Below are 20,523 nucleotides of genomic sequence, written 5' to 3'. Positions count from 1 at the left end.
AGGGGAGGTGTTGGCTCCGAATGCCCCCTCCCTAACCCTCCCCCGCTTCGCGGGAGAGGGGACTGCCGCCGCCCGTTTGAAATACTCCCGCAAGCATTCTACCCCCTCTCCCGCGAAGCGGGGGAGGGATGGGGAGGGGGCAGAGCAACAACCCACCCCGCCACCCCCAACAGGGCGCAATCCATGCTTGAACTGACGCTCCAGGCACTGTTCTCGGGCCTGCTCGCCGGCGGCTATTACGCGACCGTGGCGGTCGGTCTGGCTCTGGTGTTCGGCACCATGCGGGTCATCAACCTCGCCCATGGCGAGCTGGTGCTGCTGGCCGCCTATGTCGCCTATGCGGCGGAAACCAACTATGGCGTCAGCCCGGTGATGGCGATCCCGGTGGCGCTGGTGATCGTCGGGGCGGCGTCGGCCATCGTCTATGCGCTGCTCAGCCGCATTCACCAGGACCGCGAGATCAATTCGCTGATCCTCACCTTCGGGTTGGGAATCATCCTGACCAACGCCATCCTGTCGATCTGGGCGGCCGACATCCATTCGACCTCCGACCCCTGGTTCCAGGATTCGATGGTGATCGCCGACACGCTGTTCGCGATGAACGCGGAGGTCGCGGCCTTCGTCGGCGGGCTGGTGCTGATGGCGGGCGTCTGGTGGTGGCTGAACCATTCCTGGCAGGGCCGGGCGGTGCGGGCGCTGTCGTCGAACCGGGCGGCGGCGACGCTGATGGGCGTCAACCCGCGCAAGATCGAGATCCTGTCCTTCCTGATCGCGGCCCTGCTCGCCACCTTCGCCGGCTTCGCCATCTACACCGGCAAGACCGTCTTCCCGGCCTTGGGCCATGTGCTGACGGTCAAGGCCTTCATCATCACCGTGCTGGCCGGGATGGGGTCGATCCCTGGCGTGCTGATCGGCGCCATCATGATCGGCGTCATCGAATCGCTGACGGTCACCTATCTGTCGGCCTCGCTGCAGGAGTTGGCGGGAATGATCCTGTTCCTGGTCGTGCTGTTCGTCTCGCCCTCGGGCCTGTTCGGCGGCGGGAGGGCACTGGCGCGATGAAAAACTCCCTGACGAACCGACTTCTTCTGATCGCGGCACTCGCCTTCGCCTATCTCGGCGTGCCGTTGCTGTTCGGCGGCAACGCTTACGTGCTTGGGCTGATCGTCGCGGCGCTGACCATCGCCGGGGTGGCGGTGGCCTGGGCGCTGCTGGGCAATCTCGGCGGCATGGTCAGCTTCGGGCACGCCGCCTTCTTCGGCGTCGGCTCCTACACCTCCGCCGTGCTGGCGATGAAGCTGGGGGTGCCGGTCGCAGCATCCGTGCTGCTGGGCGGGGTAGGGGCGGCGGTGTCCTCCATCGCCATGCTGCCGGCGCTGCGGCTGCGCGGTCCCTATTTCGCGCTCGCCATCCTCGCCTACGCCCACATCTTCCAGATCCTGGCGACCGAGATGACATCGGTCACCGGCGGCGCCGGCGGACTGCTGTCGATCCCGCGCTTTCCCACCGTCTTTGGTTTTGAATTCGGCGAGAAGCTGGGCGGCTATCTCATCATCCTGACCATCGTGGTGCTGGCGGCGCTGGCCTATGACGCCGTCCGGCGCAGCACCTGGGGCCTCGCGCTGAAGGCGATGCATGATACCGAGGTGGCGACCCGCGTCGTCGGCGTGCCTAGCACGCATCTGAAGGCGGCGATGCTGGTGCTGTCGGCCTTCATCACCGGGGTGGTCGGCGCCTTCAATGCCCATTTCATTAGCTTCCTCGACCCCGACTATGCCTTTTCCAGCGGCTGGACCGTGTTGCCCATCGCGGCGGCGATCTTCGGCGGCTACCGCACGGTGTGGGGGCCGGTGGTCGGGGCGCTGGCGATCTATCTGGTCGACCAGCTGCTGTTCAAGCCGATCCTGCCACACGGCCACCAGATGATCCTCGGCGTGCTGCTCTGCGCCATGATCCTGTTCAGCCCCGGCGGGTTGATGCCGGCCTTGCGCCGCCGCACGGTGAAGGAGAGCCGCCATGCTCACGCTTGAAGGCGTCCAGGTCAATTTCGGCGGCGTGCAGGCGCTGAAGAGCGCCAGCTTCTCCGTCGCGGAGGGGGAGAGCATCGGTCTGGTCGGCCCGAACGGCGCCGGCAAGACCACTCTGTTCAACGTCATCTCCGGCGTGGTGCGGCCGACCGCCGGCCGGCTCGACTTCCGCGGCACCTCGCTGCTGAAGCTGCCGGAATGGAAGCGGGCGCGGCTCGGCATCGGCCGCAGCTTCCAGATCCCGCGCCCTTTCGGCCACTGCACGGTGCGGGAGAATCTGCTGGTCGCCCAGCGCTTCGGCGCCGGGAAAAAGGACCCGAAGCGGATCGACGAGATCCTCGACATCCTGAACCTGCGCGACAAGGCCGACCGCGATGCCACCACCGAATTGGCGCTGACCGAACACAAGGCGCTGGAGGTCGGCAAGGCGCTGGCCACCGAACCCAGCCTGCTTCTGCTCGACGAGGTGCTGGCCGGGCTGGAGACCAGCAGCAAGCGCGCCTTCATGGAACGGCTGGCGGCGGTGCGCGACCGCTACCGTCTCGCCATGGTCATCATCGAGCATGACATCGCCACCATTGCCGCGCTCTGCCCGCGGGTGCTGGTGCTGAATTTCGGCCAGATCATCGCCGACGGCTCCCCCGACGCGGTGTTCCGCGACCCGGAGGTGATCCGCAGCTACACCGGCGAAACCACACTTGCGGAGGCGTCATGACCAACGCACTCGACATCCTGACGCTGCGGGCCGGCTATGGCGCGATCAACGTGCTGTGGGACGTCTCGCTGTCAGTGGAGACCGGCAAGACCACGGTGATCGTCGGCCCGAACGGGGCCGGCAAGACCACGCTGCTGCGCGCCATCATGGGGCTGGTGCCCGCCACCTCGGGCGACATCCGCGTCGACGGGCAGAGCCGCAAGGCGGTGAAGACCTGGGACCGGGTCGCCGACGGGGTGGTGATGATCCCGGAAGGCCGGATGATCTTCCCCGACATGACGGTGGAGGACAACCTGATGATGGGCGCCTTCCCGCGCGGCTGCCGCAAGGACTGGAAGCGCAACAAGGCGATGGTCATGGACATGTTCCCCCGGCTGGCCGAACGGCGCGGCCAGATCGCCGGCACCCTGTCGGGGGGAGAGGCGCAGATGCTCGCCATCGGCCGCGGCCTGATGGAACAGCCGCGCGTCTGCCTGATCGACGAGCCGTCGCTGGGCCTCGCCCCCGTGGTGGTGGACGAGATCTTCCGCATTCTGGCCCGGCTGCGGGCGGAGGGCTTGACCATCCTGCTGGTGGAGCAGAACACCAGCCGCGCGCTGAAGATCGCCGACCACGTCTATCTGATGCAATCCGGCAAGGTGGTGCTGTCCGAACGCGGCGACCGGGTGGACCTGGAGCGCCTGCACGCGCTTTACTTCGCACACGAAACGGCCGCGTGATGGGGCAGGGGATGGACGAACAGGGTATGGACGATCTGCTGAACGGGGAGCCGGAATCCGGCTTCCAGCGCCTGCTGGGCTATACCCTGAGTCGCTGGGAGGAGGGAGCGGCGGAACTCACCATGACCATCGACGAGCGCCACCTGAACCGGGCCGGCGTCGTGCATGGCGGGGTCATGACGACGCTTTTGGACACGGTTTCCGGATTCTCGGCAACATACTGTCCCTTCCCCGGCCGGGTGCGGCGGGTGGTGACGCTGTCGCTCTCGACCAGCTTCCTGGGGCAGGCGCGCACCGGTACGCTGGTCGCCACCGGCCGGCTGCGCGGCGGCGGGCGCAAGATCGTCGGGGTGGCGGCGGAACTCCGCCATGGCGACACCGGCGCCCTGATCGCCACGTCGGAAGGCATGTTCAAATACCGGTCGGGCAGCGAAAACCGGGAGGGGACCGAGCTATGAGCGGACAATTGACCGTCGCGCGCCAGGGCCGCGTGATGGTGCTGACGATGGACGACGCCGCCACCAAGAACGCGCTGGGGCCGGAGATGATGGCCGCCGCCCGCGACGCGCTGACCCAGGCGGCCGAGGATCCGGGCGTGGGTGCCATCGTCCTGACCGGGGCCAACGGCAGCTTCTGCTCCGGCGGCAACCTTGGCCGGCTGCTCGGCAACGCCAAGGCCGACCCGGAGGTGACCCGCGCCAGCCTGGAGCGCTTCCATGGTTGGACCCGCGCCATGCGCGCCTGCCCCAAGCCGGTGATCGCCGCCGTCGAAGGGGCCGCCGCCGGAGCCGGCTTCTCGGTTGCTCTCGGCTGCGACCTGATCGTCGCGGCGGAGGATGCGGTGTTCACGCTGGCCTATGTGAAGGTCGGGCTGAACCCGGACGGCGGCGCGTCGGCCTTCCTCGCCCGTGCCGCGACGCCGCAGCTCGCCGCCGAGATCATGTTCGAGGGCGGCAAGATCGGCGCGGCGCGGCTGGCCCAGCTTGCCATCGTCAACCGGGTGGTGGCTCCCGGCACCGCCCTGGCCGAAGCCCTGGCCTGGGCGGAGCGGCTGGCCGAGGGGCCGACGCTCGCCATCGGCCGGGCCAAGCGACTGATCGAGAGCGGCTTCGGCGCGCCCGACGATCAGCTCGACCGCGAGGCCGCTTTCTTTGTCGAGGCCCTGCACGGGGCGGAGGCGGCGGAGGGCATCACCGCCTTCTTCGAGAAGCGTGCGCCAAGCTATCCCAGAGGCTGAGCTTATCTTCAGGCCAGCAACGACAGGGTAGGATCGGGCGGGGTGGGTGCGGCGTTTTCCAGGGTGCGGGCGACGTCGGACGGCGCGCCCGGCAGTCGCAGCGGCTCCGCCCGGCCGGCAAAATGGAGTTCGGTGCCGCCGTCCGCGGTCGCACGTAGATATGCGACCGCGATTGGATTCACCAGAACGGAGTCCCCGGTCGTATCGGTCAGTTCAACGAAAGTCATTGCATTTTTCCTCTCTCGCGTCCGGGTAAAACACGCTGCAATGGTGTATGTTTCCAACCCGGACGTTCAGTGAGGCGGCATACCCGCAAGGGAGTACCCCTTAGACCTCTTGAACGGAGCGGAACCGCGACAAACATGGGCGGTTCAGTTGATCGAAGCCGAACCCGCTTCGAAAACCGGACGGGACGGGCTATAAGCCCGCACCGTCGATCAAGGGAGCATGCCGTCTTGAAGTTGCTTGTCGTCGAGGACGATCCGCTGATCGGTCCGGCCGTGAAGGCCGTTCTGGAGAACGCGGGCTACACCGTGGTTGGACCGCTGCGCGATGCCGTGAAGGCCGCGCGGGTCGGTGCCCGCGAATGTCCCGACCTTGCGCTGGTCGACGTCAATCTCGCCGGTGGGGAGAACGGTCTGGTGCTCGCCCGCCGGCTGTGGGAGGAAAACGGCGTTCCGTCGTTGCTGATGACCGGTTTCGACCACCACGCGGCCGAAGCCCGCGAATTCGCCATGGGCCTGCTGCGCAAGCCGGTGATGCCGGACGCGCTGGTGCAGGCCGTCGGCGCGGCGGGTGAAATCCTGGGTGGCCTGCGGCCGTCTTCCACGCCGGCCGCGCTGGAAATCTTCCACGGCTCCGTCGCCACCACCGCCAGCCTGAGCGCCGCCAACTTGTCGAAGGCACGCACGGCCTGACCGGCCCCCCTGGCGCATCGTCCCCTGAGAACGCCCGCCCTTCGGCGGGCGTTCTCTTTTTTGCGCCACGCGCGATGCCGGCGGTCCGGTGTGGCATCGTCGGGGCATCGCAGGCCGCGGAAGATGACGGCGCAACCATTGCGGATCGCCGCTGTTGGTGGGCTGGAAAGCGGGGACGGATTGGGCCCCGCGCAAGATGGCCCCGCGCAAGATTTCGATGCTCCCCGGACCACGGCAGCCCGGCCGCCGACAGACCGGCGTCGACGGGCATGCACAGCGAAAGGAATCGTCATGAAGAGCCTGATGATCGGCACCGCCGCCGCTCTCGCCCTGATGGCCGCCCCGGCCTTCGCCGACAGCAGCGGTTCCATCTCCGGCAGCCCCGCCGCGACCAGCGCCGGTCCAAGCACCAACGCCAACCAGACCAACCCGCCCTGCACCTCCAACAACCAGCTGGGTTGCGGCAGCATGGGCGGCGTCGACAGCAACAGCGGCGCGACCAGCGGGTCATCCACCAGCGGGTCGTCCACGGGCAGCGGGTCGATGACCGGATCGGGCTCCTCCAGCTCGACCAGCGGCACGGGCGGTAACAGCCTGGGCAACAGCGGCTCGATGGGCACCGGCTCTGATGGGCCGGTCGGCACGCAGCAGCCGTCAGGCTCCATGGGCGGTTCGGCGGGCGGTTCCCGCCCGGGCGCCGGCAGCACGACCCGCTGACCTTTCCTATCCCGGAAAAACGGAAGGGCGCGCGATCACTCGCGCGCCCGTTCCTCTCGGTGCCGGCGTCAGCCTTCCTGCGACAGCAGGGCCACCGGCAGATCGGCGAACAGCGTCGCCGCCATCACCGCGTCGCCGCCCTCCACCTCCGCCCCGGTCAGCCGGTTGCGCCAGCGGGCGCCGCGCGGCAGCGGGATGGCGGTGTTTCCCCAGTCCGGGCTGTCGCCCAACTGCCCGACCAGCCGCGGCACCGCCACCAGCACCGCAGTGTCGCCGCTGCGACGGGCATAGGCCACCACATGGTCGGCGCGGTCGCCGGTCGCCTCCAGCGGCAGATAATCGCCGGCGCTGAAGACCTCCGGCATCTCCGCACGGACCGCCAGGGCCTGCCGGGTCACCGCCAGCTTCACCGCACCGTCGGTCCAGCGCTCCAGCAAACCGGGCACGGCGCCGCGCTCCACCGCCTCTTCGATCTCGTCCAGCAGCCTACGGCGGGCGTCGTAATCCACCGGCAGCCGATTGTCCGGATCGACGAGGCTGAGGTTCCACAGCTCGCAACCCTGATAAATGTCGGGCACGCCGGGGCTGGTCAGCTTCAGCAGTGCCTGAGACAGACCGTTGACCATACCGATCCGCGCCAGAGCCGCCTGGAAGGGCAGGAAGGCCTCCAGGAAGGCGTTGCGGCGGGTCACGTCCAGCGCATCGTGGATGAAGCTGACGACCGCTCCTTCATAGGCCTCGTTCGGCGCGGCCCAGGTCGAATGCAGCTTGGCCTCGCGCATTGATTTGGTCATGGCGCCGACGATGCGCTCGGCGAAGGCGGTCATCGCCGACTGGTCGATCTGCTCGACCGAGGCACCGGTCAGCTCCGCCGACCACGCACCGAGCAGCAACTGATAAAACAGGTATTCGTCGTTGCGGTCGGGCGGGGCGGTGCCCTCCACGTCGCCGCGACGGGCGCGCAGGAGACGGCTCCAGGTCTGGACCTGCCATTCCCACTCCTCCGGCATCTCCGACAGGGCGTAGAGCCGGGCGCGGGTGTCCTCGCCGCGCTTGGTGTCGTGGGTGGTGCTGGCCAGCATGTTGTTCGGCCAGTTGCGGGCGCGGTCCTGGTTGGCGCGGTGGAAGGCGGAGATGCTGACGCCGAAATGGTCGGGATGGCCGCCCACCTCGTTCAGCGCCACCAGCCGGTTGTAGCGGTAGAAGGCGGTGTCCTCCAGACCCTTCGCCATCACCGGCCCGCTGTACTGCTGGAACCGCATGGCGAAGCGCGTGACCTGCTGATGGCTGTAGCCGCTCTTGGGCGCCGCCACCAGATCGGTGGTCAGCAGCCGCTGCAGGAAATCATAGACCGAGCCGTCCGGCCCCTGTTCCACCCGCCGCGCCTGGGAGATCGCCCAGTCGATGTCGCGGCGGTCGAGGTCGCTCGGCACACCGCCATCGACATAGGTGCGATAGACCGGGAAACGCGCGATGGTCTCCTTCAGCGCCTGATGCAGGATGTTGGCGGTGAAATCGGCGGTGGCGGGGTTGGAGCGGGCGATGCGCGACGCCTTGCGCGACAGCACGTTCAACTCGCTCGCCATCTCGCTTTCCATGATGCGGATCTTGCACTGCCGCACCACCTCGTCGAAATCGTCGCGCCGGCCGATGAAGTCGGCGTAGAGGCGGGTGAAGGCCTCCTCCGCCTTCGGATCGACGAACAGTCCACCCATCAGATTGGCATATTCATAGCCGGTGGTGCCGTCGATCGGCCAGTCTTCGCGCAACCGCTCATGCCGGGCGAGGATCTTCTCGACCACCAGATAGAAGGGCTTTGGGGAGGCCGCGACCAGCCGCTCGCAATAGCCCCTGGGGTCGATCAGCCCGTCGATGTGGTCGATGCGGATGCCGTCGAGCGTGCCGTCCGCCACCATCCCCAGCACCATGCGGTGGGCGACGTCGAACAGCTCCGGCTCGTCCATGCGCAGGCCGGCCAACTCGTTGATGTTGAAGAAGCGGCGATAGTTGATGTCGTCGGCCGCCACCTTGAAATAGGCGACACGCCAGTTCTGCCCGGCGATCAGCTCATGCAGATGGCCCCAGGTGTCGATCTCCCCCTGATAGCCACGGAAGGCCGCAAGCCGCTGGTTGATCGCATCGGCCATGTCGGGCCGGGTCGCCACCAGCCCCGCCAGTTCCGCCTTCAGGTCGGAGGCGCGGCGAAGCTGGTGGGGACGGGCATCCAACAGATGGGTGAAGGCGTCGGCGATCCGCTCCAGATCCGGGTGGTCGCTGCCCAGGATGATGCCATAATCCTGCGGCCGCACCGGCAGCTTGTGGCTGCCATAGGCCCAGACGGCAAAGCTGCCGGTCTCGTTGTCAAAGCGAAGCTCCAGCCCACCCGACACCAGCACCGCGCCATACTGGTCGCCCAGGAACGGCACTAAGACCTTGCCCTGCAGATAGCGGTAGTCGGATTCCCATTCGATGTCGAAATACCCGGCATACGGGCTATCCGGTCCCCACTCCAGGACGTTCAACCACCATTCGTTGTCGCTGCCGCCGACACCCATGTGGTTGGGGACGAAGTCCAGGATCTGGCCCAGGTTGTTGCGCTTCAGCGCCTCCACCAGATCGCGGAAGTCGTTCTGGTCGCCGACCTCCGGGTTCAGCTCATTGTGATTGACGATGTCATAGCCGTGGGTGCTGCCCGGCCGCGCCTTCATGTAGGGGGAGGCATAGAGATGGCTGACGCCCAGGCGGGCGATGTAATCGGCGATGGCGGCGGTGCGGTCGAAGCCGAACTCGCCATTCAGTTGGACCCGGTACGTCGCACGAGGGATGGGCTTGCCGGCGGCGGGGGCCATGGGTGTGTGCTCCTCGGAGTAGGGAAGGGCGTTTTTTTGTTAGCGGCGGACGGGGGAGGAGGACGGGCGGGCCGCAGCCAGGATGTCGGCGACCGCCGCCGGCTCCGGCGCATCGGCCAGTTCCTCCAGCGTCATCGACAGCTTGCGGCGCCAGTTGGGGTATTGGTCGGTGGTGCCTGGCAGATTGACCTGATCGCGCTCGCGGGTCAGGTCGTCCAGCTGCGCCACCGCCAGCGCCGCATTGGTGCGGGCGAGGAAGGCATGCACCGCATGGTCCAGCGCCTCGTCATAGGGGCTGTCGGGTCCGAAGCCGGCGGGCAGGGCGATGTCGGCGGCGCGCAGGGCATCGACCAGGGCGTTGCGGTCGGCGGAGCGGCGGGCCTGCTGCTTCTCCGCCTCGTCCTCCGCCGGATAGAGGCCCGTCTCGGCCTTCAGCACGATGTCGTCGCCCTCCCACCAGCCGCGAAGCGTGGCGAGGTCGTGGCTGCCGACGGTGGCGAGCGCCAGTTCGGGATACTCGTCCGGCCCCTTGAAGGCGCCATCCTCGGTCCATTCGAAGAAGACGACGCGGTAGCTCAGCACCCCGGCCTCGGTCATCCGCTCGCGGAAGCCCTCCGGCACGGTGCCAAGATCCTCGCCGACCACCAAACAGCGGTGCCGCTGGCTTTCCAGCGCCAGGATGCCCAGCAGATCCTCCATCGGATAGGCGACATAGGCGCCCTCGCCCGGCGGGTGGCCATCGGGGATCCAGTAGACATGCTGCAATGCCATGGCGTGGTCGATGCGCAACGCACCGGCATGCCGCATGTTGGCGCGGACCAGATCGATGAAGGGCTGATAGCCGGCCGCGCGCAACGCCTGCGGATGGAAGGGCGGCAGCCCCCAATCCTGGCCGGCCGGGTTGAACAGGTCGGGCGGAGCGCCGACATGGGCGGCGTCGACCACAGCCTGCGGCGTCATCCAGGTCTCCGCCCCGCTGGCGTCGGCCCCGACCGCAAGGTCGCGGTAGAAGCCGATGGTCATGCCGAGTTCGGTGGCCCGCTCCGCCGCCACGCGCAGTTGGTCGTCGGCCAGCCATTGCAACCAGGCGTAATAGGCGACGCGGTCGGAATGCTCCTTGGCGAACCGCTCCACCGCCGGCGCGGTGGCGTCGTGGTAGTCCGCTGGCCATTGGTGCCAGTCGGCCTTGCCGTCCGCAGCGAAGCGTTCACGCAACGCCTGGAAGGTGGCGAACCGCTCCAGCCCGATGCCGCCGTCGATCCAGAAGGCGTCGAAGGCGGCGCGGCGTTCCGGCTTAGCCGATGTCTGGAAATCGGCGAAGAGCTTTTCCAGGATCGGCAGTTTCAGCTTGGCGACCGCGGTGTAATTGACATGGGAGGTGGAGCGCGCCGCCTCCAGCGCCTGCCGGAACTCGGGCGAGGCCACTTGGCGGCGCATGTCGGCATCGTCAAGGAACTCCGGCACGGCGGTGACATCGATGTAGAGCGGGTTCAGGAACAGCCGGCTGGCCGGGGAGTAGGGGCTGGCATGCTCGGGATTGTCGAGGAACATGGCGTGCAGCGGGTTCAGCCCGATCACCGCCGCCCCACGCGCCGCCGCGATGTCGGCCAGCGTCCGCAAATCGCCGAAATCGCCGATGCCCCAGTCCTTCCCGCTACGCAGGGTGTAGAGCTGCGCCGACATGCCCCACAGCTTCTCTCCCACCAGCATCGGCGTCGGCAGATGGCAGCGGGCGGGCGCCAGGATCAGGCGGGTTTCCGCCACGCCATGCTCGGTCTCCACCCGCAGCGTGTGGTAACCGGCCTTGTCCAATTTGCCCAACGGCAGGCGCCGCTCGGCATAGGTCACGTCGCCGGCGGTGATGCAGCGGCAGCGCGGCAGGCTGCCGAAGCCGACGACGCCGCTCTGCGTCTCCCCGCTTTCCAGCGTCAGGGTATAGCGCAGGGTTCGGGTGCCGTGGGGCAGGGTGACCGGCACGGTGACTGCCGCCCCGGCGCGGCGGACCACCGCCGGCGGCAGGGCGCGGCCATACTCCTCCTCGTCCAGCCGATCGAGATGGGCCAGCGCGGCGGCCTGGTCCCCCGCCTCCACCCCCATCGCGGATAACAGGGCGCGGATGGTCTCCTCGCTGGCCGTCACCGTCTCTCCGGCGGCATTGTCGAAGGAGCGCTCCACCCCCATGCGGTCGGCCAGCCGGTCGAGCGCCGAGGCCTCCTCCAGCCACAGCACCACCGACCAGGGGCCGAGCCTGTCGCCCGTCAGCCCGTCCCCTTCGGTCCACAGCACACGGCCCGACGCCTCGGGAAATCCGGCTGCCGGCGTGTCGCCCAGATTGGCGAAGGCATGCAGGCGGCTGCCGTCGCCCAGCTTCCAGCAGACGGTCAGCCCAGTCCGCCCGACTGTCCTATGGTTCGACGCACCGCCGGGAACCCCGTCCAGACGGGGCACGATTTCCGCCCGGCGCACTGCCAACGCCCGGCGATACCAGTCGAGCCAGCCGGCATGCTCCGCCTGTCCGCGGGCATCCCAGTCCAGCTTCGCCGACTCCGCGGTTTCCGGCGCGGTCGGATCCGGGATGCGGGCGCGGGCGTCGGGATTCTGGAATTCGGGGAACTTGACGAACTCCTCCGCCCGACCCTTGCGCACGGCTTCCGCCAGTTCCTCGCCGAAGTCGCAGAAGAAGGGGAAGGGCTTGGCCGACGCCCATTCCTCGCCCATGAACAGCATGGGGATGCCCGGACCCAGCAGGTAGAGGATGGTGGCGGCGCGCACCGCCTCGGCCTTGGCGATATGGGTGATGCGCTCGCCGAAGGCCCGGTTGCCGATCTGGTCGTGGTTCTGGATGAAGGTGACGAAGGCGGTCGGCGGCAGATGGGCCGACGGTTCCCCGCGCAACTCGCCGTCGCGGTAGGCCGACGGGTCGCCCTGGAAGGCGAAGCCTTCCGCCAGCGCGCGGCTCCACTTGGCCGGGTCGTGGGCGTAGTCGGCATAATAGCCGCCATCCTCGCCGGTCGCCGCGCTGTGCAGGCAGTGGTGCAGGTCGTCATTCCACTGGGCGGTGTGCCAGCGCGGATCGCCCTCGCGGTGGCGGGTCAGGAAACGCGCCTGGTTGGCGTCGTTCTCCAGCACAAGATGGACATGGCGCTGATTCTGGAAATGGCCATGCACCCGCGCGGCCAGTTCCTCCAGCACATGGCGGTCGCTGTCGTCGATGATGGCGTGGACCGCGTCCAGCCGCAGCCCATCGAGGTGGTATTCCTCCAGCCAGTAGAGCGCGTTGTGGACGAAGAAGTCGCGCACCGGCGCGCTGCGCTCGCCGTCGACATTGATCGCCGCGCCCCAAGGCGTCTTGTGACGGTCAGTGAAGAAGCTGTCGGCGAAGGCGTGGAGGTAATTCCCCTCCGGCCCGAAATGGTTGTAGACGACGTCGAGGAAGACCATCAGTCCGCGGGCATGCGCCTCCTGCACCAGCGTCTTCAGATCCTCCGGCCGGCCATAGGCGCTGTCGGGCGCGAAGGGCAGCACGCCGTCATAACCCCAATTGCGCGTGCCCGGGAAGTCGGCCACCGGCATCAGCTCGATCGCGGTGACGCCCAGCTCGACCAGATCGTCCAACCGGTCGATGGCCGACAGGAAGGTGCCTTCGGGCGTGAAGGTGCCGACATGCAGCTCGTACAGCACCGTCTCGTGCCAGGGGCGGCCGGTCCAGGCGGCGTCGGTCCAGGCATGCACGCCGGGGTCGATCACCTCCGAGGAGCCATGCACGTCGTCCGGCTGGAAGCGGGAGGCCGGATCCGGCACCGCCAGCCCGTCCGGCAGGACGAAGCGGTAGCGGCTGCCCGCCTGCGCCCGCGCGGTGATCAGGCTGAACCAGCCGTCCTCCTGCCCCTCCATCGCCAGCGGCGGCCCGCCATCGTCGAGCGACAGCAGGACGGACGCCGTCGTCGGCGCCCACAGGGAGAAGCGGACGGACCCGTCGGCCTGCACCTCCGCCCCGAAGGGCATGGAATGGCTGCGGCGGCGCTCGTCCACCGGGGGGATGCGATCACGGTCGCGGCTGGCGATCTCCGGCCCGGCATCGGCGCGGATGATGGCGGTGACGCCGGCCAGCGGGATCCCCACCCAGCCCGGCCGGTTGGCCAGCTCGTACCCGACCTCGTACAGCGCCTTTTCCAGCAGGAACAGCTTCAGCAGGGCCGGGGCCGCATGCGGATCGCGCGGGAAACCGGGGCAGTCGCCGATGGCACCGCGATAGCCGTCGAGGAAGGCGGCCGACGCCGCCCCCTCCCACCAGGACAGCCAGGCCGTGCGGGCATCGCGCGACAGACCATCGAGGCCGGCCGGCATCGCGTCGCGTGCCATGGCGGCGGCATAGGCGATGGAGCGCAGCATGCCGGCAACGTCGCGCAGTATGCAGTGCTTGGCCCGCCGTTCGGCCAGCGGACGCATCGGCTCGCCTTCGAAATCGACGATCTGCACGTCGCCGCGCGACACCAGAACCTGCCCCAGGTGATAGTCGCCATGCAGCCGCATGGCGCTGAGGTCGGCATTCACGGGTATCAACGCATCGATCTGCGCCATCACCGCCGGCTCGCTGGCGGCAAGCGCCTTGGCCTGCGCGGCAATCGCCGGGTCCAGCGTCTGCCCGGCGGCACGCAGCCGTTCCAGCACGCGCTTCGCCAGGGTTCGCACGCCGCCGGCCCACTCCTTCAACCGCTCCGCCGTCGCCGGCTCGGGCGTGAAGGCGTCACCGCCGCCAGGGGTGGCGAGCGCCCGGTGAAGCTCCGCCGTCCGCTGCCCCAGCAGGCGCAGAAAGGCGACGCTGTCGGCATCGGCGGCCTGCGCCGCCTCACTATCTTCGAAGCGGGCGACGCGGTCGTTCAGATGGCCGGTGACATGGCCCCAGGCGTCCTTCGCCTCCGGCACCAACTCCTGCATCACGCACAGCGTGGTCGAGCCGGAGCTGTTGGACCGCTCGACCCAACCCAGCAGGGCCGGCGTGTTGGGGAACTGCGCCACCTCGGTCAGGAAGCGGCTGACCTCCAGTTCGGGGTGCATGCCGGGTTCCAGCTTGCGCAGCCCCTTGAGGATGGCGGCGTCGCCGACGCGGATGGAGGTGTTCGACTGTTCCGCGGTCATCCGGTGCAGCGGGGCGTCGGCGTGCAACCGTTCGGCCAGCGCCTCGCAGGCACGGGTGTGGCCAGCGGTCAGGCCGGCGGACAGCGCGGTTTCGCTGGGTTCGGGATCACGCTTCAGAATGGCGCCCAGCAGCGCACGGACCACGCCGTCATCGGCATAGCCGTCGCGCAGGCGCCCCGGAACCGGCAGGTCCTTCGACCCGGCGATCACCGACGCGTCCTCGCCGGTGCCGCGGTCGAGGATCAGGGGAAGCTGGTAGAGCTGCGGATCCCGTCCCGGCGGCTCCACCCGCAACAGGCAGAGCTGGGCCTGCGATCCGCCGGCGAGCGGCAGCGGCAGGGCGTCTATAATGCGCACGACCGGCCGGCCGGCGTCCTTCGCCGCATACCAGCGGCGGGTCAGGAGATGGTCCGGCAGCAGGTCGTCCTGAAGGTGGGAGAGAATCCCGCTTTCCAGCGGGTTGGCTAAGACATTCGGCTGGGCATGTGGCTGCGGCGCGGTGGGCACGAGGGCTCCTCCCCTGTTGAGCGCTGGGTGGCACGTCGCTCAAACAGCACGGCGGGGAGAAATTCCCGCACCCGCGAAGCCGCTTCCACGAACGACCGCGCCCTTCTCCCGAAAGAGTGGTCAGACGGTCCGCGGGTGGTGCGGCAGATGGGCGAGGCGGCCGATCCGCTCGGCCACCTGCAGGGCCTCGACCACGTCGTCCAGCCGGCCGTCGCGCATCAGATTGTGCGCATGGGTGTTCAGCGCGGCGACGACGGCCCGTTCATCGGACACCCCGCGGGCCGGCTTCCCGTCGGGATCGAGCACGGTGGCGCCCAGCGCCGCCATGGCCTCCGCGGTCAGGTTCACGGCCTCGGACAGGGCCTCTTCGTCGTCTTCCGCTGCGGTCAGGATCGGTTCCAGAAGCTCCGCAAGGAGACGGGGGGTCATGGTGCTAATCCTCGGTGACATTCTAAGGCCGTCCCCTTCGACGTCGGTGCTGCGTGGTCTCCAGTACAACAGCCGAAACGAAGGAAAGGTCCGCCCGGCTGAGCTGTCCGAAGGCCGGTTTCCCGAATCATGGAAAGGGCGGCCGGACACCTGAAGCCACATGGGAGCCGGGCGTGCGGCCGGCAAGCGGAACCGGATGTCAACTGGACGAATGGGGGAAGAGGGGGAGGGGGGAGTTGCCTAAAGAAGTGGCTAGTCGATGAAATCCTCCCGGCTCAGCCCATAGCGCTTCAGCTTGTCGTAGAAGGTCTTGCGCGGGATGTTCAGCGCCTCGATGGCGGCCTTCACGCTGCCGCGGTGGCGGGCGAGTTCGGACTGGATCAGGCCCTTCTCAAACAGGTCCACCTGCTCGGCCAGCGACAGCGTCGACGGCGCCGACACCGGCGCCGGGGCCATATCCTCCAGCCCCAGCACGAAGCGGTCGGCGGCGTTGCGCAGTTCGCGGACGTTGCCGGGCCAATCCTGGCGCATCAGCCGCTGCATCTGCTCACGGGTCGGCGTCCGCGGCTCGCGGTTGTAGCGGGCGGCGGCCTGGGCGACGAAATGCTGGAACAGCAGCGGGATGTCGTCGCGGCGTTCGCGCAGCGGCGGGATGGTCAGCACCACCACATTCAGCCGGTAATAGAGATCGGCACGGAATTTCCCCTCATCCGCCGCCTGCCGCAAATCGGCCTTGGTGGCGGCGACCACGCGAAGGTCGACCGGCACCTGCTCGTTTGATCCCAGCGGTTCGACCACCCGTTCCTGGATCACCCGCAGCAGCTTGACCTGCAGGGCCAGCGGCATGCTTTCGATCTCGTCCAGGAACAGGGTGCCGCCGCCGGCATGTTCGATCCGGCCGACCCGGCGCTTGGCGGCTCCGGTGAAGGCGCCGGCCTCGTGCCCGAACAGCTCGCTCTCGACGATCGTCTCCGGCATGGCGCCGCAATTCAGCGCGACGAAGGGGTTCTTGCGCCGGCCGCTGGCGGCGTGCAGCGCGCGGGCCACCATCTCCTTGCCGGTGCCGGTCTCGCCGAAAACCAGAACGTCGGCGTCGGTGTCGGCGACCGCGGCGATGGTGGCGCGCAGCCGCTCGATGCCCGGCGTGCGGCCGACGATGGTCCCAGCCGGATCGGCCCCGCCGGCGATCTGCGCCCGCAGCCGGCGGTTCTCCAGCACCAGCCGCCGCTTCTCCACCGCGCGCCGGGCGATCTCGGTCAGCCGGTCGGACGGAAAGGGCTTTTCCAGGAAGTCGTAGGCGCCGTTGCGCATCGCCTCCACCGCCATCGGCACGTCGCCATGGCCGGTGATCAGGATGACCGGCAGGTCGGGGTCGATCTCCCGCACCCGTGCCAGCAGGGCCAGCCCGTCCATCTGCGGCATGCGCACGTCGGTGACGAGGCAGCCGGGCCAGTCGCGGCCGAGATGACGCAAGGCCCGCTCCGCCCCGTCGCACGCCGTCACCTCGAATCCCGCCAGTTCCAGCGCCTGCTGCCCGGCCAGCCGCACCGCCCGCTCGTCATCCACGAACAGCACGGCGCCGGCGGCCTCGGGAATGGACTGACTCATGTGGCCTGCTCCGTGGTGGTGAGCCGCAGGGTGAAGACGGCGCCGTGACCCGGTTTGCCGTTGCGGTTGGCTGCGGTCAGGCTGCCGCCGAAATCCTCGACGATGCCGTGGCTGATCGACAGCCCCAGCCCCAGCCCCTCGCCGGCTTCCTTGGTGGTGAAGAAGGGGACGAACAGCCGGGGCAGGTCGGCCTCGGCGATGCCGCCGCCGGTGTCGGCGACGCTCAGCAGCGCCTCGCCCTCCGCCGCGACCAGCCCGATGCGCAGGCGGCGCACCGGACAGCCGCGCATGGCGTCCGCCGCATTACCGATCAGGTTGACCAGCACCTGCTGCAGCCGCACATCCTCCGCCACCACCCGGACCGGCTGGTCGGGCAGATCGACCTCCACCGAGATATCCTCGCGCCGCAGCTTGGATTCCAGCAGGGCCAGCGCCTGGCTCACCGCGCCCTGCACCGACACCGGCCCGAGCGTGCCGGAGGCGCGGCGGGCAAAGCCCTTTAACTGGCGGGTAATCGCAGCCATGCGGTCGGTCAGCTCGGCGATCTCCGCCAGATTGTCGCGCACCGCGTCCATCCGCCCGCGCTCCAGCAGGACCACGGCGTTGTCGGCGAAGCTGCGCATGGCGGCCAGCGGCTGGTTGATCTCGTGTGCGATGCCCGCCGACATCTGGCCCAGCGCCGCCAGCTTGGCCGCTTGGGTCAGCTCGTTCTCCGCGGCGCGCAGGTCGGCGGTGGCGGCGGCGACCCGGCGCTCCAGCTCCGCCCGCGATTCCTCCTGCAGGGCGATCCGCTCGACCAGCGCCACCCGCCGCAGCGCCACGGCATAGGCGGTGAGCGCGGCCATCGCCACCGCGGCGGCGGCCAGCAGCCCGGCGACCCAGGCGCGGGCGGTCACCGGATCGAGGCTGGTCAGGCTGTGCAGGGTCCAATCGCCGCCGGGCATGGCGACGGAGGTCAGCAGATAGCGCCGCTCCCCGTCCTTCTCCTCCAGCGCGATGCGGTCGGCTCCCCCGCCGAAGGCCCAGGGCAGCACGTCCAACCCTTCGCTGGTGCCCTCCGGCACGATGGGCAGGCTGATCGGCAGACGGCGGGGCAGGGCGTGATAGCGCCAAGACGGCATGTTGGTGATGAACACCACCCCATCACGGTCGGTCACCAGCAGCTTTTCCTGCCCCGGCGTCCAGCCCCGCTCCAGCCGGTCGAACCCCAGCTTCAGCACCACCGCCCCCACTGTGCGGTTTTCCGCCACCACCCGGTTCGCCGTGTAATAGCCCGGCACCAGCGAGGTGGTGCCCAGCGCGAAATGGTGCCCTTCCCCCTGGTCCATCGCCATGCGGAAATAGGGACGGTAGGAGAAATTCTCGCCGACGAAGCTGGCGGCGCTGTTCCAGTTGCTGGCCGCCAGCGTCGTTCCCTTGGCGTCCATCACGTAAAGCGCCAACGCATCGAGCGCCTGGGCAATGCCCTGCAGCTTGCGGTTCAGCCGGTCGACAGCGGCCGGCGTCGGGTTGACCAGCAGGGCCCGCACCTCGTCATCCTGCGCCAGCGCCAGGGGAACGGCGGCATGACGCTCCAGCTCCGCCCGCAGGTTGGCGTTGTAGAGCGCCAGCTGCGCCCGCGCGCTCTCCTTCAGATCGTCCAGCGCCAGGGACGAGGCCCAGCCCGCCGCCAATGCCGCCGCCGCCGGGACGCCGAGCAGCAACGCCACCATCAGCAGGCGGCGCGGCCGTTCCAGCGCCCGGGCGACCAGCTGCGTCGCCGGCGATAGCGTCGCGGCGGGGGAGGGAAGGGCGGTCGAATCTGTCGCCGGATCGGTCGGATTGCTCAGCAACGTCTTCCCTGATCGTGCTGCGCCGCAACATTGATGCCGCAGCGCTGTGAAGTGTGCGGATTTTCGCACATCGCTGGACCCCCTGTCGTGCGGATTCTCGCCCTCGGCCATTCGGCAAATGCTTGATGTTGCTGGATTCAGCAATTGGCCCACCGCTTGCTTTCAGGAGCAATCAGTTGGGGTCCGCCCGCCCAGCCGGTGCAAATGCCGGACGAAAGAACGGGCACCCCGCCAGGAACGCCGTTCTGAGGAACGCCACGAGGAGAGCAACATGAGCGCAGACGCGACCGCCGTCCGGTCGGGCACGGTGAAGAAGCCCTTCTACACCAACCTGACCTTCCAGGTTCTGACCGCCATCAGCCTTGGCATCCTGCTGGGGCACTTCTACCCGGCCATCGCCGTGCAGATGAAGCCGCTGGGCGACCTGTTCATCAAGATGGTCAAGATGGTGATCGGCCCGATCGTCTTCCTGACGGTGGTGACCGGCATCTCCTCGATCGGCAACCTGAAGAAGGTCGGCAAGGTCGGCGGCAAGGCCCTGCTGTATTTCGAGGTGGTGACGACCTTCGCGCTCGGCATCGGGCTGCTGATCGTCAACCTCATCCGCCCCGGCGCCGGCATGAACATCCAGCCGGGCCAGTTGAAGGCCGACGCGGTTCAGAAATACGCCACCTCCGCCCACGAGCACGGCTTCATCGACTTCGTCGTCGGCATCGTGCCCGACAATGTGGTCGGCGCCTTCGTCCAGGGCGACATGCTGCAAATCCTGTTCTTCGCGGTGGTGTTCGGCGTCGCCCTGTCCGCCATGGGCCAGAAGGGCAAGCTGGTCGAGGACATCTTCGACAAGATCGGCCATGCCCTGTTCGGCGTGATCGGCATCCTGATGCGCGTCGCCCCGGTCGGTGCCTTCGGCGCCATGTCCTTCACCATCGGCAAATACGGCATCTCGTCGCTGACGGCGCTGGGTCAGCTGATGGCGTCGGTCTACCTCACCATGGCGATCTTCATCTTCGTCGTGCTGGGCAGCATCGCCAAGGCCTACGGCTTCAGCATCTGGAACTTCATCCGCTACATCCGCCAGGAACTGCTGATCGTGCTCGGCACCTCCTCCTCGGAGTCCGTGCTGCCGCGCATGATGGAGAAGATGCAGAAGTTCGGCTGCTCCAAGCATGTCGTCGGTCTGGTGATCCCCACCGGCTATTCCTTCAACCTCGACGGCACCTCGATCTACCTGTCGATGGCGGCGATCTTCATCGCCCAGGCTTTCAACGTCGACCTGACGATCTGGCAGCAGCTGTACATCCTCATCATCCTGATGCTGACCTCCAAGGGTGCGGCGGCGGTCACCGGCGGCGGCTTCGTGACGCTGGCCGCCACCCTGTCGGCCACCGGCGTCCTGCCGATCGAAGGGCTGGCCCTGCTGCTGGGCGTCGACCGCTTCATGTCGGAAGCCCGCGCGCTGACCAACCTGATCGGCAACGGCGTCGCCACCGTCGTCGTCGCCAAGATGGAAGGCGAGTTCGACGAGAGCAAGGCGGTCGCCGAATACCAGCAGCACTTCAAGGAGCCGGCGCTCGCCCGGATCTGATGATCCGCAAAGAACGCGCGGCACACATGCAGGACCGGATTTGGAAATTCCAAAGATGATCCATCCGGCCTCCATGAGGATCCTGTAAGGTAAGGGGGACGCTTCGATTTGGTTCGAATCGTCCCCTTTCCGTTTCGCGGGGCGGTTGGCGCAGCAGCCTGAATGGGCTATAACCGCCAATCAGGTAAAGCGAACACAAAGAATTAACTGAAATCACGTTAACCGGAGGAAGAGACCCG

15 protein-coding genes are annotated in these 20,523 nt (G+C 68.2%); 9 read left to right on the top strand and 6 right to left on the bottom strand.

Going from position 1 to position 20,523, the window contains the following annotated elements; genetic code table 11:
* Positions 1 to 183 precede the first annotated feature (183 nt).
* From TSO5_RS29830 to TSO5_RS29805, 6 genes are read left to right on the top strand one after another with little or no spacing between them, the layout of a single operon-like run.
* A complete protein-coding gene (locus TSO5_RS29830; protein ID WP_109155003.1) occupies positions 184 to 1,062 on the top strand; it encodes a branched-chain amino acid ABC transporter permease in 879 nt (292 codons plus the stop codon).
* The gene (locus tag TSO5_RS29825; protein WP_109155002.1) at positions 1,059 to 2,030 is read left to right on the top strand and encodes a branched-chain amino acid ABC transporter permease; all 972 of its coding nucleotides are present in this window, start codon (positions 1,059 to 1,061) and stop codon (positions 2,028 to 2,030) included. The genes TSO5_RS29830 and TSO5_RS29825 overlap by 4 nt, the downstream gene beginning before the upstream one ends.
* Complete coding sequence (locus TSO5_RS29820) at positions 2,017 to 2,742, top strand: ABC transporter ATP-binding protein (protein ID WP_085083614.1); 726 nt, start codon at positions 2,017 to 2,019, stop codon at positions 2,740 to 2,742. The genes TSO5_RS29825 and TSO5_RS29820 overlap by 14 nt, the downstream gene beginning before the upstream one ends.
* Entirely contained in the window at positions 2,739 to 3,461 is a 723-nt protein-coding gene (locus TSO5_RS29815; RefSeq protein ID WP_109155001.1) for an ABC transporter ATP-binding protein, read from the top strand. The genes TSO5_RS29820 and TSO5_RS29815 overlap by 4 nt, the downstream gene beginning before the upstream one ends.
* A gap of 11 nt (positions 3,462 to 3,472) precedes the next feature.
* Positions 3,473 to 3,919 (top strand): PaaI family thioesterase, encoded by a 447-nt coding sequence (locus TSO5_RS29810; RefSeq protein WP_247871033.1) that lies wholly within the window; start codon positions 3,473 to 3,475, stop codon positions 3,917 to 3,919.
* A complete protein-coding gene (locus TSO5_RS29805) occupies positions 3,916 to 4,698 on the top strand; it encodes an enoyl-CoA hydratase family protein (protein ID WP_109155000.1) in 783 nt (260 codons plus the stop codon). Before TSO5_RS29810 ends, TSO5_RS29805 begins: the two co-directional genes overlap by 4 nt.
* A gap of 8 nt (positions 4,699 to 4,706) precedes the next feature.
* Here TSO5_RS29805 and TSO5_RS29800 read toward each other — a convergent pair whose 3' ends face one another.
* Positions 4,707 to 4,925, bottom strand: coding sequence for a hypothetical protein (locus TSO5_RS29800; RefSeq protein ID WP_109154999.1), 219 nt, complete (start codon positions 4,923 to 4,925; stop codon positions 4,707 to 4,709).
* A gap of 228 nt (positions 4,926 to 5,153) precedes the next feature.
* Here TSO5_RS29800 and TSO5_RS29795 point away from each other — a divergent pair, with 228 nt between their 5' ends.
* Positions 5,154 to 5,615 carry a response regulator gene (locus TSO5_RS29795; protein ID WP_109154998.1) on the top strand — a complete coding sequence of 154 codons (462 nt, stop codon included), beginning with the start codon at positions 5,154 to 5,156 and terminating at the stop codon, positions 5,613 to 5,615.
* 291 nt (positions 5,616 to 5,906) lie between these two features.
* Entirely contained in the window at positions 5,907 to 6,332 is a 426-nt protein-coding gene (locus tag TSO5_RS33750; protein WP_109154997.1) for a hypothetical protein, read from the top strand.
* 68 nt (positions 6,333 to 6,400) lie between these two features.
* Here TSO5_RS33750 and treY read toward each other — a convergent pair whose 3' ends face one another.
* From treY to TSO5_RS33745, 5 genes are all read right to left on the bottom strand, one after another.
* Positions 6,401 to 9,181 (bottom strand): malto-oligosyltrehalose synthase, encoded by a 2,781-nt coding sequence (gene treY / locus TSO5_RS29785; protein WP_109154996.1) that lies wholly within the window; start codon positions 9,179 to 9,181, stop codon positions 6,401 to 6,403.
* A 39-nt stretch (positions 9,182 to 9,220) separates the two neighbouring features.
* Positions 9,221 to 14,827: a malto-oligosyltrehalose trehalohydrolase gene (gene treZ / locus TSO5_RS29780; protein ID WP_109154995.1), complete on the bottom strand. Its 5,607-nt coding sequence runs from the start codon at positions 14,825 to 14,827 to the stop codon at positions 9,221 to 9,223.
* A 120-nt stretch (positions 14,828 to 14,947) separates the two neighbouring features.
* Positions 14,948 to 15,256, bottom strand: a complete 309-nt coding sequence (locus TSO5_RS29775; protein ID WP_085083633.1) for a hypothetical protein — start codon at positions 15,254 to 15,256, stop codon at positions 14,948 to 14,950.
* 252 nt (positions 15,257 to 15,508) lie between these two features.
* On the bottom strand, positions 15,509 to 16,864 hold the full coding sequence (locus tag TSO5_RS29770; RefSeq protein ID WP_109154994.1) for a sigma-54 dependent transcriptional regulator: 1,356 nt from the start codon (positions 16,862 to 16,864) through the stop codon (positions 15,509 to 15,511).
* Positions 16,861 to 18,696: an ATP-binding protein gene (locus tag TSO5_RS33745; protein WP_282183544.1), complete on the bottom strand. Its 1,836-nt coding sequence runs from the start codon at positions 18,694 to 18,696 to the stop codon at positions 16,861 to 16,863. The genes TSO5_RS29770 and TSO5_RS33745 overlap by 4 nt, the downstream gene beginning before the upstream one ends.
* Positions 18,697 to 18,967: 271 nt before the next feature.
* On the opposite strand from TSO5_RS33745, the gene TSO5_RS29760 reads away from it, so the two are divergent.
* On the top strand, positions 18,968 to 20,284 hold the full coding sequence (locus tag TSO5_RS29760) for a dicarboxylate/amino acid:cation symporter (RefSeq protein ID WP_109154993.1): 1,317 nt from the start codon (positions 18,968 to 18,970) through the stop codon (positions 20,282 to 20,284).
* Positions 20,285 to 20,523 lie beyond the last annotated feature (239 nt).

Origin of the sequence: Azospirillum sp. TSO5, from assembly GCF_003116065.1 — a bacterium.
Taxonomy (GTDB): domain Bacteria; phylum Pseudomonadota; class Alphaproteobacteria; order Azospirillales; family Azospirillaceae; genus Azospirillum.
The sequence above is the reverse complement of the archived record's forward strand: the minus strand, read 5'-3'. Positions and strand labels throughout refer to the sequence as shown.

Bases quoted from the DNA above. Each gene is read 5' to 3' on its own strand.
- TSO5_RS29830 (WP_109155003.1), top strand. From the start codon at position 184: ATGCTTGAACTGACGCTCCAGGCACTGTTCTCGGGCCTGCTCGCCGGC.
- TSO5_RS29825 (WP_109155002.1), top strand. From the start codon at position 1,059: ATGAAAAACTCCCTGACGAACCGACTTCTTCTGATCGCGGCACTCGCC.
- TSO5_RS29820 (WP_085083614.1), top strand. From the start codon at position 2,017: ATGCTCACGCTTGAAGGCGTCCAGGTCAATTTCGGCGGCGTGCAGGCG.
- TSO5_RS29815 (WP_109155001.1), top strand. From the start codon at position 2,739: ATGACCAACGCACTCGACATCCTGACGCTGCGGGCCGGCTATGGCGCG.
- TSO5_RS29810 (WP_247871033.1), top strand. From the start codon at position 3,473: ATGGACGAACAGGGTATGGACGATCTGCTGAACGGGGAGCCGGAATCC.
- TSO5_RS29805 (WP_109155000.1), top strand. From the start codon at position 3,916: ATGAGCGGACAATTGACCGTCGCGCGCCAGGGCCGCGTGATGGTGCTG.
- TSO5_RS29800 (WP_109154999.1), bottom strand. From the start codon at position 4,925: ATGACTTTCGTTGAACTGACCGATACGACCGGGGACTCCGTTCTGGTG.
- TSO5_RS33750 (WP_109154997.1), top strand. From the start codon at position 5,907: ATGAAGAGCCTGATGATCGGCACCGCCGCCGCTCTCGCCCTGATGGCC.
- treY (WP_109154996.1), bottom strand. From the start codon at position 9,181: ATGGCCCCCGCCGCCGGCAAGCCCATCCCTCGTGCGACGTACCGGGTC.
- TSO5_RS29775 (WP_085083633.1), bottom strand. From the start codon at position 15,256: ATGACCCCCCGTCTCCTTGCGGAGCTTCTGGAACCGATCCTGACCGCA.
- TSO5_RS29770 (WP_109154994.1), bottom strand. From the start codon at position 16,864: ATGAGTCAGTCCATTCCCGAGGCCGCCGGCGCCGTGCTGTTCGTGGAT.
- TSO5_RS29760 (WP_109154993.1), top strand. From the start codon at position 18,968: ATGAGCGCAGACGCGACCGCCGTCCGGTCGGGCACGGTGAAGAAGCCC.